Here is a 12,098-nt window from a genome sequence, read left to right on the forward strand (position 1 = left end):
ACGGACCCGCCGCGTTGTGCTGCTGCCACCAGGCTGGCAGCAGTGACGTGCTAACGCCCCGGAGGAACTCCGTGACGGGAGATGGCGGTGGGCGAGTGGGCCGGAGTTGCGATCGCGCTGGCGTCGAGCAGCTTCGGCGGGACCGCTGCGGCCATTACGCGCTATCTCGTCAACGGCGCCGATCCCATCCTGCTCGCGATCCTGCGCTGGGGGATCGGCTTTCTCTGCTTGTTGCCTTGCGCGCTTCTGCTCGGCGTGCGGTGGCCGCAACGGCCCGACTGGCCGGTGGTGATGCTGCTTGGCATCTGCTTCTTCGGCCTGTTTTTCATCCTCTATAACATCGCGGTCTCCTACACGACCGCCGCGCGCGCCAGTCTCGCGCTGGCGACGTTGCCGCTCCACACCATGATGGTCGGCGCGCTGCTTGGCGTGGAGCGCCTGTCCGCGCGCAAGATCACGGGCGTCGGCACCGCCGTGCTCGGTGTGGCGGCGGCCCTTGCCGCGGGCCTCGCGCAGAGCCCGCCCGGCGCCTGGCGCGGCGAGTTGATCATGACCGGCGCCGTGTTCTGCATGGCGTTCTACAACGTGCTATCGCGTCCGCTGATGCAGCGCTCCAGCGCGCTCGGCTTTCTCACCGTCGGCATGGGCGCGGGCGCCGGGATGCTGGTGCTTTGTGGGCCTGGTGAACGGCAGCTTTGCGGCGCTCTCGCACTTCACGGCGGCGCAGTGGATTGCCGGCGTCTATCTGGGCATTGGCGGCGGCGCTCTCGCCTTCATCCTCTGGGTCATGGCGCTGGCGCGGGCGACGCCGACCCGGGTCGCCAATACGATGACGGTCAATCCGGTCGCCGCGGCTCTGCTGGCGGCGCTGCTGATCGGCGAGCCGATCACGGGAAATCTTCTGGTCGGGCTGGTCGCGGTGTTCGCCGGTATCTGGATTGCGACCAGCGAGGCAAAGGCGGCCTAGCTCCGCGGCGCGGTCGCCGGCGGCGGGCTCGCCTCCGGCGTCTTCTTCGGCTTCAGCGTGCCGGCATAGAACGACAGCAGCCAGACCAGAAGGAGGGCGAGGAGGTAGACGCCCCAGGCCTGCGGCGGCGTGGTCGCCCAGCGCAGGAGGCCTTTGAATGTGCGGGGCGGGCCGGCATCGTCGCTCATGGCTCGCTTCTGCGCGAAAGCGGCTGCGCCGTCAATCCGGCGGCCGCTCGGGGCGGATCAGGAACAGCGCCACGAGCGCCGAGAGGCTGAGCGCAGAGGAGACGATCAGCACCTTGGCGCCCATGAGGTCGATGAGCAGGCCGAAGGCGAGCGGCGCCACGGCCTGCGCCATCCGTGCCGGGGCGCCGATGATGCCGAGACGATAGCCGAAATCCTTCGGGCCGAAGATCGACAGCGGCAACGTGCCGCGCGCGATCGTCAGGATGCCGTTGCCGGAGCCGTGGAACAGCGCGAACGCGCTCGCCGCAGCGCCGCCGAAGATCGCGACGATCACGGCGCCGACCGGGTGGGTGAGGCAGGCGAGCCGTGTCGACCACAGCGGATGGAAGCGGCTGAGGAAACCGGCCTCGAGCATGCGCGCCCCGACCTGCGCCGGGCCGATCAATGCGCCGGCCGCGATCGCCTCGGCCGGCGTCGCCCCTGTCGCCTCCAGGATCCGCGGGAAATGCGCGGCCATCGCGCCGGTGACGGTCCAGACCGCGGCGAAGATGAAGGCCAGCAGGAGCATGGTGCGGTCGAGCGGCAGATGCGGCTTCTCGGTCGCAGCCGCGGCCTGCTTCGCGCCCTTGATCGCCGGCAGCATGAAGAAATTGAGCGGCAGGCCGATCAGGACGTTGGCGGCGGCCCATGCAAAACAGGTGTCGCGCCAGCCGATATGGGCGATGCCCCAGGCGGTGAGCGGCCAGCCGACGGTGGAAGCGAAGCCCGCCATCAGCGTGATGCCGGTGATGGGCCGGCGTGCCTCGGTGCCGTAGATGCGCCCCAAAGCTGCGAAGGCGGCGTCATAGAGCCCCATCGCCATGCCGATGCCGAGCACGAGCCAGGCGATCGCCATCACCGCGATCGATTGCGAGAACCCAAGGAGCACGAGGCCGGCGGCGATGATCAGGTTCGAGGCCGACAGCACCTGACGGCCGCCGACGAGGTCGATCTGCCGTCCGATACGCGGGCCGAGCATGGCCGAGATCACCAGCGCGGCCGAAAACGCGCCGAAGATCCAGTTGGAGGAGACGCCGAGGTCGTGCGCCATGGGATCGGCGAGCAGCGCCGGCACATAATAGCTCGAGGCCCAGGCCAGGGTCTGCGTGGTACCGAGCGCCAGGATGATCGGAAGCTGGCGCCGGGTCATCCGCGCGGGCTTCCGATTTCGGCCGACGAAGTCATCATCGCCGACATTTGCCGTTCGCGCGGCGAGGGCGTCAACCGGCGCTGCGACATATTCGACCTGCAGGGGATGGGAGCCTGGTGCACACGCGGGCCTGCGCCTTTCGCTCGTCACGAATGCACGCCATAATGGCGCATGCAATTGACCTCGCGCCTTGCGCTGATGAACTGGCTGACGGGCCAGGGGCTGACTGGCCTGCCCGAAAACGAGCTGCTCCGCGGCTTCTGCGAGCGCTGCTGCGCCGAGGGGCTGGAACTGTCGCGCGGGCTCGTCGTCATCGACACGCTGCATCCGATCTATGAGGGCCGGGGCTTTCGCTGGAGCGACCGGCCCAGCAACGAGAGCGATGCGTTCGAATACGGCTCGACCGCCGACGGCGACGCGGCAAAGAGCTGGCGCCGGTCGGTGTTCTTCCACATGCTCGAGAATGGCCACGACGAGATGGTGATCGATCTCGCGGAGGCCCCGTCGATGGATTTCTCGCAGATCGGCGAACTCGCCGAAAAGGGCCACAAGCACTATCTCGCCTTCGTGCATCGGTTCGGCGAGAATGGCGCGCTCGGCCTGATGGATTGCCTCTATTCATGCTGGACCACCCGCCGCGAGAGCGGTTTCTCCGGACTGGAGCTGGAGGCGCTGCGCGATCTCGTGCCGGTGCTGGGGCTCGCGATCAAGTCGGCACAGCAGGTCGACATCGTGCGCACGCTCGGCCGGGTCTATCTCGGCCGCGATGCCTCCGAGCAGGTGCTGCGCGGGCGCATCTCCCGCGGCGTCACCGAGCGCATCAACGCGGTGCTTTGGTATTCGGACCTGCGCGGCTCGACCGGGATCAGCGAGAGCATCGGCCCCGACGAGATCATTCCGTTCCTCAACGACTATGCGCAGACGGTGATCGACGCGATCCACCACGCCGGCGGCGACGTGCTGAAGCTGATCGGCGACGGTGTGCTGGCGATGTTCTGGGGCGAGGATATGGCGGATGCGCGACGGGCCGCGCTGCGGGCCGAGCACCTGTTCCGCAAGAATGTCGCTGCGCTGAACAAGCGGCGGGCGGCGGAGGGCCGTCCGACCACGTCGGCCTATGTCGGCCTGCATGTCGGCCAGGTCTTCTACGGCAATATCGGCAGCGAGGACCGGCTTGATTTCACCGTGGTCGGCCCGACCGTCAACGAGGTCAGCCGCATCGCCTCGATGAGCCGCTCGGTCGACCGCGAGCTGCTGGCCTCATCCGAGTTCTATGGTGGCCTCGATGCCGCCGGCCGGCGCTATCTCGTCTCCACCGGCCGCTACGCCCTGCGCGGCATCGGACGCGCGCAGGATCTCTATACGCTTGATCCGGAGGTCGACGCGAACGAGCCGGTGACGGGGAGCTACGAGCGCTATCTGGCGGGTTAGGCCTCGCTGTCTCGACATGCTCCGTCATTGCGAGGGGCTCTTGCGACGAAGCAATCCAGACTGTCTCCGTGGAAAGATTCTGGATTGCTTCGCTTCGCTCGCAATGACGGCGTGGTTAGCATTGCGCCGCCACTTCGTCCCCCACCATGTCCGGCTGCCGGTCCAGTGCGACCGCCGGTGACAGCAGGATCACCAGCGCCTGCAGGCCGAAGACGGCGGCGGCGAGATAGAGGCACGCTTCCGCGCTCCAGAGGCCGCCGACGATAGCGCCCAGCGCCGAGCCGAGCGGACGGGCGCCATAGCTCATGATGTTGATGGCGGAGACGCGTCCCAGGAGGCGCGGCGGCGTCACCGACTGGCGCAGCGTCGTGGTCGAGATCACCCACAGGATCGGACCGACGCCGAGCAGGAAGAAGCTCAAGCCCGCGAGCCACGGCGAGGGCAGCAGCACCGTCAGCGCCATCACCAATGCGGCGACGAAGCCGGTGACGGGGCCGAGTCCGACGACGGTGCCAAACGCGATACGCTGCATCACGCGCGTGGCGAGGAGCGCGCCGATCACCATGCCGACGCCGTACATCGTCAGCACCGCGCCGACACCGGCCGCCGTCAATCCGAGATGGCGCACGGCATAGGGCACGAACACGGCGATCTGCAGGAACCAGCCGGTGTTGAAGATGAACTGGGTGATGAACACCGGCCGCAACAGCGGATGGTGGAACACGAAGGCCGCGCCCTCGCGGATCTCCTGGAGCGGATGGCGTCGCGGCGCCGGCCCGCGCGCGGGCTCGTAGATGCCGGAGAGCAGCACGACGGCGATGGCCGAGAGTGCCGCGGCAAAGCCGAAGGCCGGGCTGGCGCCCCACCATCCCACCAGCGCGCCGCCGAGCGCAGGGCCGCTGGCGAAGGCGATGGTGCGCGCGAGCTCGATCCGCGCATTCGCCGCGGGCAACAGCTCCGAGCTCACCAGCGAGGGCACCAGCGCCGGCGCGGCGACGCTGTAGACGACGGTGCCGCACACGGCAGCGAAGCCGAGCAGGGCCAGCAGCGGCAAGTCGAGGGCCCCCAGCGCCAGCAGGAGGACGATGGCGGCGAGCGCTGCCGCCCGCAACGCCTCGGCGCCCGCCATCAGCCGGCGGCGGGAGATGCGGTCCGCGAGCACGCCGGCGGGAATGGCGAACAGCACGAAGGGCAGGGTGAGCGCGGTCTGAAGCAGGCCGGTCTGCCCTTCGGCCACCCCCAGCGTCAGCACGGCGACGATGGGCGCCGCGGCGAGCGCGACCTGCTCGGCCGATTGCGCCGCGAGATTCGACCAGGCGAGGCGGTTGAAGGTGTCCGGGAGGCGAGGGGGCGTTGACATGGCTCATATCCTGCAAAGGCGAATTGGCACCAATGTTCACCCTGACGACCACCGGGCCCACCCGCTTCCCGATAACAGGGGCGGCCGGCACAGTCCTGGGCGCGAACGGTCCGGCTAGATGCAGTTGCAAATGAGTTGCAATAAGAATGAACTTGGGTATTGTGCCGGCATGGATGCCCTATCGCCCCACCTGAATCCCGATTCCGCCGGCTGGCGTGCCGACGCGCCCACCACCAAGAGCCTCGCCGAGGTCAATGCCACGGTCGCAGTTCCGAGAGCCGGCCACTGGTCGCGGCGGCTGCTCGCCTTTATCGGTCCGGGCTATCTCGTCTCGGTCGGCTACATGGACCCCGGCAATTGGGCGACCGACCTCGCCGGCGGGTCGAAGTTCGGCTACACGCTGCTCTCGGTCATCCTGCTCTCGAACCTGATGGCGATCCTGCTGCAGTCGCTGGCCGCGCGGCTCGGCATCGTCACCGACCGCGACCTCGCGCAGGCGTGCCGCGCGACCTACTCGCCTGCGGTGAACTTCCTGCTCTGGATCGCCTGCGAGGCGGCGATCATCGCCTGCGATCTCGCCGAGGTGATCGGCACCGCGATCGCGCTGAAACTGCTGTTCGGCATTCCCCTGATCGGCGGCGCATTGCTCGCCGCGCTCGACGCCTTCCTGCTGCTGCTCCTGATGAACCGCGGATTCCGCTTCCTGGAAGCCTTCGTCATCGCGCTGCTGGCGGTGATCGCGGTCTGCTTCGCGGTCCAGATCGTGGCTGCGGCGCCGCCGGTGGCGGAGGTTCTGCGCGGCTTCGTGCCGAAGACCGAGATCTTCACCAATTCCGACATGCTCTACATCGCGATCGGAATCATCGGCGCGACCGTGATGCCGCATAATCTCTACCTGCACTCCTCGATCGTGCAGACGCGTGCCTACGAGCGCAACGACACCGGCCGGCGCGAGGCGATCAAATGGGCGACGACGGATTCCACCATCGCCCTGATGCTGGCGCTGTTCATCAACGCCGCGATCCTCGTCGTCGCTGCCGCGACCTTCCACAAGAGCGGTCATTCCGATGTCGCCGAGATCGGCCAGGCTTTCGAGCTGCTGTCGCCGCTGCTCGGTCTCGGCATCGCCTCGACGCTGTTCGCGGTGGCGCTGCTCGCCTCGGGCCTCAATTCGACGGTCACCGCGACGCTCGCCGGCCAGATCGTGATGGAAGGTTTCCTCGACCTGCGCCTGCCGAGCTGGGCGCGCCGCCTGCTGACGCGCGGCATCGCCATCATTCCCGTGATCATCGTCACGGCGATCTATGGCGAGCGCGGCACGGCGGATCTGCTGGTGTTCAGCCAGGTCGTGCTGTCGATGCAGCTGCCTTTCGCTGTCATCCCGCTGGTCCGCTTCGTCTCCGACCGCCGCAAGATGGGCCAGTTCGCGATACCCAAATCCGTCGCCGCGATCGCCTGGATCGTGGCGGGTGTCATCGTAATCTTAAATCTGAAGCTGCTCGCCGATACGCTGTTCGGGTGAGGAGCGCGAATGGCGGGTGGCGAATAGCGAATGGAGTTCTCATCGCCATTCGCCACTCACCATTCGCCCTTTCAATCCTGCGGCTCGGACGCCGCATCGCCCTGCGCGTCGATGCGTAGCCAGCCTGAGGGGGCAAGGCGCTGCTGCGGCAGGAAGCGGGCCTTGTAGTCCATCTTCTTGGAGCCTTCGATCCAGTAGCCGAGATAGACGTAAGGCAGGCCTTGCCGGCGGGCGCGCGCGATGTGGTCGAGGATCATGAAGGTGCCCATCGAGCGGCCCACCTGGCTCGGCTCGAAGAACGAATAGACCATCGACAGACCATCGCTGAGCACGTCGGTCAGGGCGACCGCGATCAGTTCCTCGCCGCGGCCGGTGATGCCGCTGTCGGGGCCGCGCTTGCGGTACTCGATGATGCGGGTCTCGACGTGGCTGTCCTCGACCATCATGGCATAGTCGAGCACGGTCATGTCGGCCATGCCGCCGTGGCGGTGGCGGGCGTCGAGATAGGCGCGGAACACCGAATATTGCTCGGATGTGGGCACTGCGCTGCGCTGCTCGCCGATGATGTCGGCGTTGCGCGCCATCACTTTCCGGAAGCTGCGGGAGGGCCGGAACTCGTTGGCGATCACCCGGACCGAGACGCAGGCGCGGCACTGGTCGCAGGCCGGCCGGTAGGCGATTGACTGGCTGCGGCGGAAGCCGCCGTGAGTCAGGAGGTCGTTGAGGTCGCCGGCGCGGTCGCCGACGAGGTGCGTGAACACCTTGCGCTCATGCCGGCCGGGCAAATAGGGGCACGGCGAGGGCGCCGTGAGGTAAAATTGGGGGGTGTCGCGCGAGTGCTGGGTCAAGGGACGTCGTGGGCCTCCGAACTGAGCATCAGCATCGCGCTACGAAAGCCCCTGGTCAATCGGTCTGCTCGGCAGGTCAGATCACTCAGCTTAGTCGGTCCTGGTTGATAGGTTCTTGATCAGTACGGTCCTGCCGCTTGAGGCACGGGAGCGCGGACGGAATTGTTGATCACGACCGTGCCCAGCACGAAATCGTGCAGCAGGCGACGGCGGCCGTTGAACAGGCCGACCAGCACCACGAAGGGCGACAGGAACGAGACCGTGATCCAGAACAGCACGGCATGGGTGGCGCCGAGCACGAAGTAGCCGGGCGCGCCGTACCAGGTGCGCAATTCCAGGTCCATGACCCGCATGCCGATCGTCGCCGACGACGGACCGCCGATGCAGGCGCCGTAATAGACGATGGCCCAGATGACGGAGGCCGGCCAGGCGATCCAGAACAGGGCCCAGCCGATGCCGAGGGTGACCACGCCGAACAATGCGATGAAGACGTAGCCGAGGATCACGGGCACCGAGATCACGACCATGTCGATCAGGAACGCGAACACCCGCCGCGTCGCGACGCCGCGGAACAGTTCCGGATGCAAGTAGGGGTCGTAGGCGTGCGGCTGCACCCCGCCGTCATTGCGCCAGACGCCTGAATCACTCGAGTCATACGACATCGTCCGTCCTCCCGGGAGGAAAACCCCTCGTGTCACGACATGGGAGCAGACCATGCCCGTGCCAAGGGCGCGCGAGCGTCAGCAAACCGAAATATTCCGGCGATTCGGGGGCGGGGGAGGCCTGATGGTCGGGGGCTGACATCGGCGCCACATCCTCGGTGTCGTCCCCGCGAACGCGGGGATCCATAACCACAGGGAGGAGTTTGGCGAAGACTCGCAGTTTATCCTTCGTCTGTACGACTAGCGTGCATCATGGATGGATCACGCGGTATGGGTCCCTGCGTTCGCAGGGACGACACCGAAGATGGAGCGTGAGCTTACCCCTGTGCCCGCAGCTTCTCCGCTGCGTTCGGCGCGAAATAGCTCAGCACGCCGTCGGCGCCGGCGCGCTTGAAGGCGAGCAGGCTCTCCATCATGGCTCGTTCGCCGTCGAGCCAGCCGTTGTTCGCGGCGGCCACGATCATCGCGTACTCGCCGGAGACCTGGTAAGCGAAGGTCGGCATCGCAAACGTGTCCTTCACGCGGCGGACCACGTCGAGATAGGGCATGCCGGGCTTCACCATCACCATGTCGGCGCCTTCGGCGATATCGAGCTCGACCTCGCGCAGCGCCTCGTCGGTGTTGGCGCTGTCCATCTGGTAGGTGCGCTTGTCGCCGGTCAGCGCCTTGGCCGAGCCGATGGCGTCGCGGAACGGGCCGTAGAAGGCGGAGGCATATTTGGCTGCATAGGCCATGATCTGCACGTCGAGCAGACCTGAGCGATCCAGCCCCTCGCGGATCGCAGCGACGCGGCCATCCATCATGTCGGAGGGGGCGATGATGTCGCAGCCGGCCTCGGCCTGCACCAGCGCCTGACGCACCAGCACCGCCACCGTCTCGTCGTTCAGGATCTTGCCGTCAGAAATCAGGCCGTCATGGCCGTGGCTGGTGAAGGGGTCGAGAGCGACATCGCAGAGAATGCCGATCTCCGGAAACTCTTTCTTGATCGCGCGCACCGCCTGGCAGACCAAGTTGTCCGGATTGGTGGCTTCCGAGCCTTCCTCGTCGCGCAGGGACGGGTCGGTGTAGGGAAACAGCGCGACGCAGGGGATGGTCAGCTTCATCGCGCGCTCGGCCTCGCGCACGGCCTGGTCGACGCTGAGGCGGTCGACGCCCGGCATCGAGGCGACCTGTTCGCGCTTGTTGTGGCCGTCGATCAGGAACAGCGGCCAGATCAGGTCGTCGGTGGTGAGGACGTTCTCGCGCACCATGCGCCGGGCCCACTCGGCCTTGCGGTTACGGCGCGGACGGACGGTCAGATCGAGGGCGTGGGGCACTGCCGTGCTATCCCGGCGCGAAACCTCGCGCAATTCGATCGGACGTCCGTATTTGATCGCCATCATTCTTCCTCCGGCTGGAATTATTCTTATACCAGCTCGCACGGTTCCCGTCACCGCGGCTTGACCTGCCGCAAGGGATGGCAGCCGATTGATTTTGCGGGGCGAAGCAGCCAGAAGGGGCCATGTCCGAGATCTCCACCCGCGATGCGGCCCGCGACGGCGCCCAGGCCAGGGACGCCGCCCGAGACAATGCCAGAGAGAGCGCGTTGTCGGTGGCGGCGATCTCCTCGGAGCGCACCCAGTCCGATGACAATGTCTGGACGCGCCGGCTGGTGCTGTTCCTGCGGGTGATGGCGCTGCTCTCGATCCTGAAGGGTCTCTATCACTGGGCCCAGGTGACGGGGTTCGTCGGCGGCGAGGACGAGGCATTCGAGAACCAGTCGATGGCCTGGCAGGCCGCGACCGTCTACTTCGCCGTGATCGAGCTCGTGGCCGCGGTCGGCCTCTGGCTCGCCACGCCCTGGGGCGCGGTCGTGTGGCTCACGACCGTGGTGTCGATGGCCGTGATCGAGCTGATGTTCCCCGGCATCTACGGCGGCAGCCTCGTCGTGGTCGGCGTCGAGGTCTTCATGCTCGCCGCCTATCTCGCGCTCGCCTGGATGGCCGCGCGCGAACGGCCGCCGTAGGCGTCGCGTCGCGCGCAATTCTCTCGTGCCCTGGAGGCAATGCAGCGCGCCGCACATGCGGCGTGATGCGTTGCAGAGCCGGGGCCCATCTCTCCAACATCTCGCTTGCAGCTCTGGATCCCGGATCTTCGCTTCGCTCGTCCGGGACACGAGAGTAGCGTCAGCGGAGTTGTACGCGTTTGGTTGACCGTTGGTTGCGTAAAATTCGACGTAAGTTTTCGCTAACCAGCCGCTTTCGCCACAGCTCTTACGCGCTCGTTTCGAAACGGGGCGGGGCTGTTCTGGAATGCGACAGCAGGGGCGGACGGAGGGTGAACAGGACCTTGCGAAGGTCAACAGACGGTTGCGAAAAGCCCTTGTGGCACAGGCTTAATCCGCAATTCACTGTCTTAAATTCATGATCTCTTTATTCTCTTATTTAAGCCGATCTTCAAACGGCCCCCTTAAGTTGCACCTATCAGGCGGGACACAAGTTTCGTCGAATAAGTGTCGATAAAAACGACAACAGGGGAAGTGTCATGATGAAAGCCGTCGCAACTGCGGCAGATACCGCAGAGCGCGTCTCCGGCCAGCAAGGTTCGGTGCAGTCGCTCTATCTGGAAGCTTTGACTCTGGTGGAGCGGCTGCATCGCCGGCTCCTCGACGTGATCAAGGATGAATTCGATCGCCGCGGCCGTGCGGACATCAACTCGGTCCAGGCGCTCTTGCTCTACAACATCGGCGACAAGGAGCTGACCGCGGGCGAGCTGCGCACGCGCGGTTACTATCTCGGCTCCAACGTCTCCTACAATCTGAAGAAGCTCGTCGAGCTCGGCTTCCTCGATCATCAGCGCTCGCGCGTTGACCGCCGCTCGGTGCGCATCCGCCTGACGCCGCAGGGCCAGGAAGTCCGCCGCATCGTCGATGCGCTCTACCAGAAGCACGTCAAGACGGTGGAGCAGGTCGGCGGCATCTCCGGCGACGAGTTTGCGACCCTGAACAAGTCGCTGCACCGCCTCGAGCGGTTCTGGACCGACCAGATCCTCTATCGCCTCTGAGTTTTCTGAAGGGATCAAGGCCAAGCCGGCCCGCAACAAGACCGGCAGCCTTCCCGAACGAGCCTGACCTCCCCAAGCGCGCCGGCCCGGATTTTCCGGACCGGTGCGTTTTGTGTTCTCGCACCTGCGAAAAAAATGTGCCGGCCGTGAGGAACCAGTTCCGGGCCGGGCGCTTATCTCCTTCGGATCGGAGGGATGTCGATGCTGGTCGAGCGCGGGCTTCGGGCGATGAACGTGGAACTCGTCAGCGAGGCTTATGGCATCGCCGCGAATTACCTTCGCCGTTCCGGCGCGATCCCCGACACGCTCGTCACTGACGAACGCCTGCTCGGCCTCATCGTCAAGCTGCTCCAGCAAGGCGAATTCAACAAGATCGGGCTGGCCAACAAGGCGATTGCCCGGTTCCAGGTGCAGATCGAGGCCAAGGCGGTTGCCTGATCGAAACTCCCAAAATCGCGACCAACCAGAGGATGCCATGGAAGCTGCCATCGACCGCATCATGCAGACTTACGACCTGCTCGCCAACCGCACCGCCGCGGCCAGCGAGGAGGCCCGGGCCAAGGTCACGAACTATCTCAATACGTTGATGGAAGCCGGCGAGAAGGACCCTCACAGGTTGACGGTTTGCGGCCTGACCTATCTGCGCCAGCTCGACGGCAGCGTGGATCCGGTGAAGGCGGGGTACACGGGGCTGTGAGACGGCACTGGGTCGGGCCGGTGGCTCTTGGCGTGAGATGAGGCCCCCAGCGCCCCTGTCGAGATATTGCAGAGGAATGGTTCCATAGAACCGCTCCCGCGCCGAAAACCTCCAATCCCCCACCATATCTTGCATAAATATCAGGCTCGACCCGCAACTACTTGGCCTGTTGCGGGCGATGTGGTAGATCGC

The 12,098-nt window shown here is 66.1% G+C and carries 12 protein-coding genes and 1 pseudogene; 7 read left to right on the top strand and 6 right to left on the bottom strand.

Annotated elements, in window-relative coordinates; genetic code table 11:
- Nucleotides 1-87 precede the first annotated feature (87 nt).
- A pseudogene (locus XH96_RS17715) lies at nucleotides 88-967 on the top strand (DMT family transporter).
- On the opposite strand, the gene XH96_RS17720 reads toward XH96_RS17715, so the two are convergent.
- Nucleotides 964-1,155, bottom strand: coding sequence for a hypothetical protein (locus tag XH96_RS17720; RefSeq protein WP_194393583.1), 192 nt, complete (start codon nucleotides 1,153-1,155; stop codon nucleotides 964-966). The pseudogene XH96_RS17715 and the gene XH96_RS17720 sit on opposite strands and share 4 nt — an antisense overlap.
- A gap of 31 nt (nucleotides 1,156-1,186) precedes the next feature.
- Nucleotides 1,187-2,344: an MFS transporter gene (locus XH96_RS17725; protein WP_194393584.1), complete on the bottom strand. Its 1,158-nt coding sequence runs from the start codon at nucleotides 2,342-2,344 to the stop codon at nucleotides 1,187-1,189.
- 171 nt (nucleotides 2,345-2,515) lie between these two features.
- On the opposite strand from XH96_RS17725, the gene XH96_RS17730 reads away from it, so the two are divergent.
- Nucleotides 2,516-3,775 (top strand): adenylate/guanylate cyclase domain-containing protein, encoded by a 1,260-nt coding sequence (locus XH96_RS17730; protein ID WP_194393585.1) that lies wholly within the window; start codon nucleotides 2,516-2,518, stop codon nucleotides 3,773-3,775.
- 115 nt (nucleotides 3,776-3,890) lie between these two features.
- Here the strand turns inward: XH96_RS17730 and XH96_RS17735 are convergent, their stop codons facing one another.
- A complete protein-coding gene (locus tag XH96_RS17735; protein ID WP_194393586.1) occupies nucleotides 3,891-5,135 on the bottom strand; it encodes an MFS transporter in 1,245 nt (414 codons plus the stop codon).
- Between the two features lie 169 nt (nucleotides 5,136-5,304).
- Here XH96_RS17735 and XH96_RS17740 point away from each other — a divergent pair, with 169 nt between their 5' ends.
- On the top strand, nucleotides 5,305-6,657 hold the full coding sequence (locus tag XH96_RS17740) for an Nramp family divalent metal transporter (RefSeq protein WP_194393587.1): 1,353 nt from the start codon (nucleotides 5,305-5,307) through the stop codon (nucleotides 6,655-6,657).
- 71 nt (nucleotides 6,658-6,728) lie between these two features.
- Here XH96_RS17740 and XH96_RS17745 read toward each other — a convergent pair whose 3' ends face one another.
- From XH96_RS17745 to hemB, 3 genes are all read right to left on the bottom strand, one after another.
- Nucleotides 6,729-7,505, bottom strand: coding sequence for an arginyltransferase (locus XH96_RS17745; protein ID WP_061877765.1), 777 nt, complete (start codon nucleotides 7,503-7,505; stop codon nucleotides 6,729-6,731).
- A gap of 119 nt (nucleotides 7,506-7,624) precedes the next feature.
- Nucleotides 7,625-8,167 (bottom strand): RDD family protein, encoded by a 543-nt coding sequence (locus XH96_RS17750; RefSeq protein ID WP_194393588.1) that lies wholly within the window; start codon nucleotides 8,165-8,167, stop codon nucleotides 7,625-7,627.
- A gap of 317 nt (nucleotides 8,168-8,484) precedes the next feature.
- Nucleotides 8,485-9,546: a porphobilinogen synthase gene (hemB, locus tag XH96_RS17755; protein WP_194394167.1), complete on the bottom strand. Its 1,062-nt coding sequence runs from the start codon at nucleotides 9,544-9,546 to the stop codon at nucleotides 8,485-8,487.
- Nucleotides 9,547-9,668: 122 nt separating this feature from the next.
- Between hemB and XH96_RS17760 the strand changes: the two genes are divergently transcribed.
- From XH96_RS17760 to XH96_RS17775, 4 genes are all read left to right on the top strand, one after another.
- Entirely contained in the window at nucleotides 9,669-10,172 is a 504-nt protein-coding gene (locus XH96_RS17760; RefSeq protein ID WP_035674874.1) for a DUF6163 family protein, read from the top strand.
- 518 nt (nucleotides 10,173-10,690) lie between these two features.
- Complete coding sequence (gene ldtR / locus XH96_RS17765; RefSeq protein ID WP_025036696.1) at nucleotides 10,691-11,209, top strand: transcriptional regulator LdtR; 519 nt, start codon at nucleotides 10,691-10,693, stop codon at nucleotides 11,207-11,209.
- A gap of 201 nt (nucleotides 11,210-11,410) precedes the next feature.
- On the top strand, nucleotides 11,411-11,647 hold the full coding sequence (locus tag XH96_RS17770; protein WP_194394168.1) for a hypothetical protein: 237 nt from the start codon (nucleotides 11,411-11,413) through the stop codon (nucleotides 11,645-11,647).
- A gap of 37 nt (nucleotides 11,648-11,684) precedes the next feature.
- The gene (locus tag XH96_RS17775; protein WP_014494771.1) at nucleotides 11,685-11,906 is read left to right on the top strand and encodes a hypothetical protein; all 222 of its coding nucleotides are present in this window, start codon (nucleotides 11,685-11,687) and stop codon (nucleotides 11,904-11,906) included.
- Nucleotides 11,907-12,098 lie beyond the last annotated feature (192 nt).

The sequence above is a fragment of the Bradyrhizobium sp. CCBAU 51765 genome (genome assembly GCF_015291725.1).
Taxonomy (GTDB): Bacteria; Pseudomonadota; Alphaproteobacteria; order Rhizobiales; family Xanthobacteraceae; genus Bradyrhizobium; species Bradyrhizobium liaoningense.

Bases quoted from the DNA above. Each gene is read 5' to 3' on its own strand.
- XH96_RS17720 (WP_194393583.1), bottom strand. From the start codon at position 1,155: ATGAGCGACGATGCCGGCCCGCCCCGCACATTCAAAGGCCTCCTGCGC.
- XH96_RS17725 (WP_194393584.1), bottom strand. From the start codon at position 2,344: ATGACCCGGCGCCAGCTTCCGATCATCCTGGCGCTCGGTACCACGCAG.
- XH96_RS17730 (WP_194393585.1), top strand. From the start codon at position 2,516: ATGCAATTGACCTCGCGCCTTGCGCTGATGAACTGGCTGACGGGCCAG.
- XH96_RS17735 (WP_194393586.1), bottom strand. From the start codon at position 5,135: ATGTCAACGCCCCCTCGCCTCCCGGACACCTTCAACCGCCTCGCCTGG.
- XH96_RS17740 (WP_194393587.1), top strand. From the start codon at position 5,305: ATGGATGCCCTATCGCCCCACCTGAATCCCGATTCCGCCGGCTGGCGT.
- XH96_RS17750 (WP_194393588.1), bottom strand. From the start codon at position 8,167: ATGTCGTATGACTCGAGTGATTCAGGCGTCTGGCGCAATGACGGCGGG.
- hemB (WP_194394167.1), bottom strand. From the start codon at position 9,546: ATGGCGATCAAATACGGACGTCCGATCGAATTGCGCGAGGTTTCGCGC.
- XH96_RS17760 (WP_035674874.1), top strand. From the start codon at position 9,669: ATGTCCGAGATCTCCACCCGCGATGCGGCCCGCGACGGCGCCCAGGCC.
- ldtR (WP_025036696.1), top strand. From the start codon at position 10,691: ATGATGAAAGCCGTCGCAACTGCGGCAGATACCGCAGAGCGCGTCTCC.
- XH96_RS17770 (WP_194394168.1), top strand. From the start codon at position 11,411: ATGCTGGTCGAGCGCGGGCTTCGGGCGATGAACGTGGAACTCGTCAGC.
- XH96_RS17775 (WP_014494771.1), top strand. From the start codon at position 11,685: ATGGAAGCTGCCATCGACCGCATCATGCAGACTTACGACCTGCTCGCC.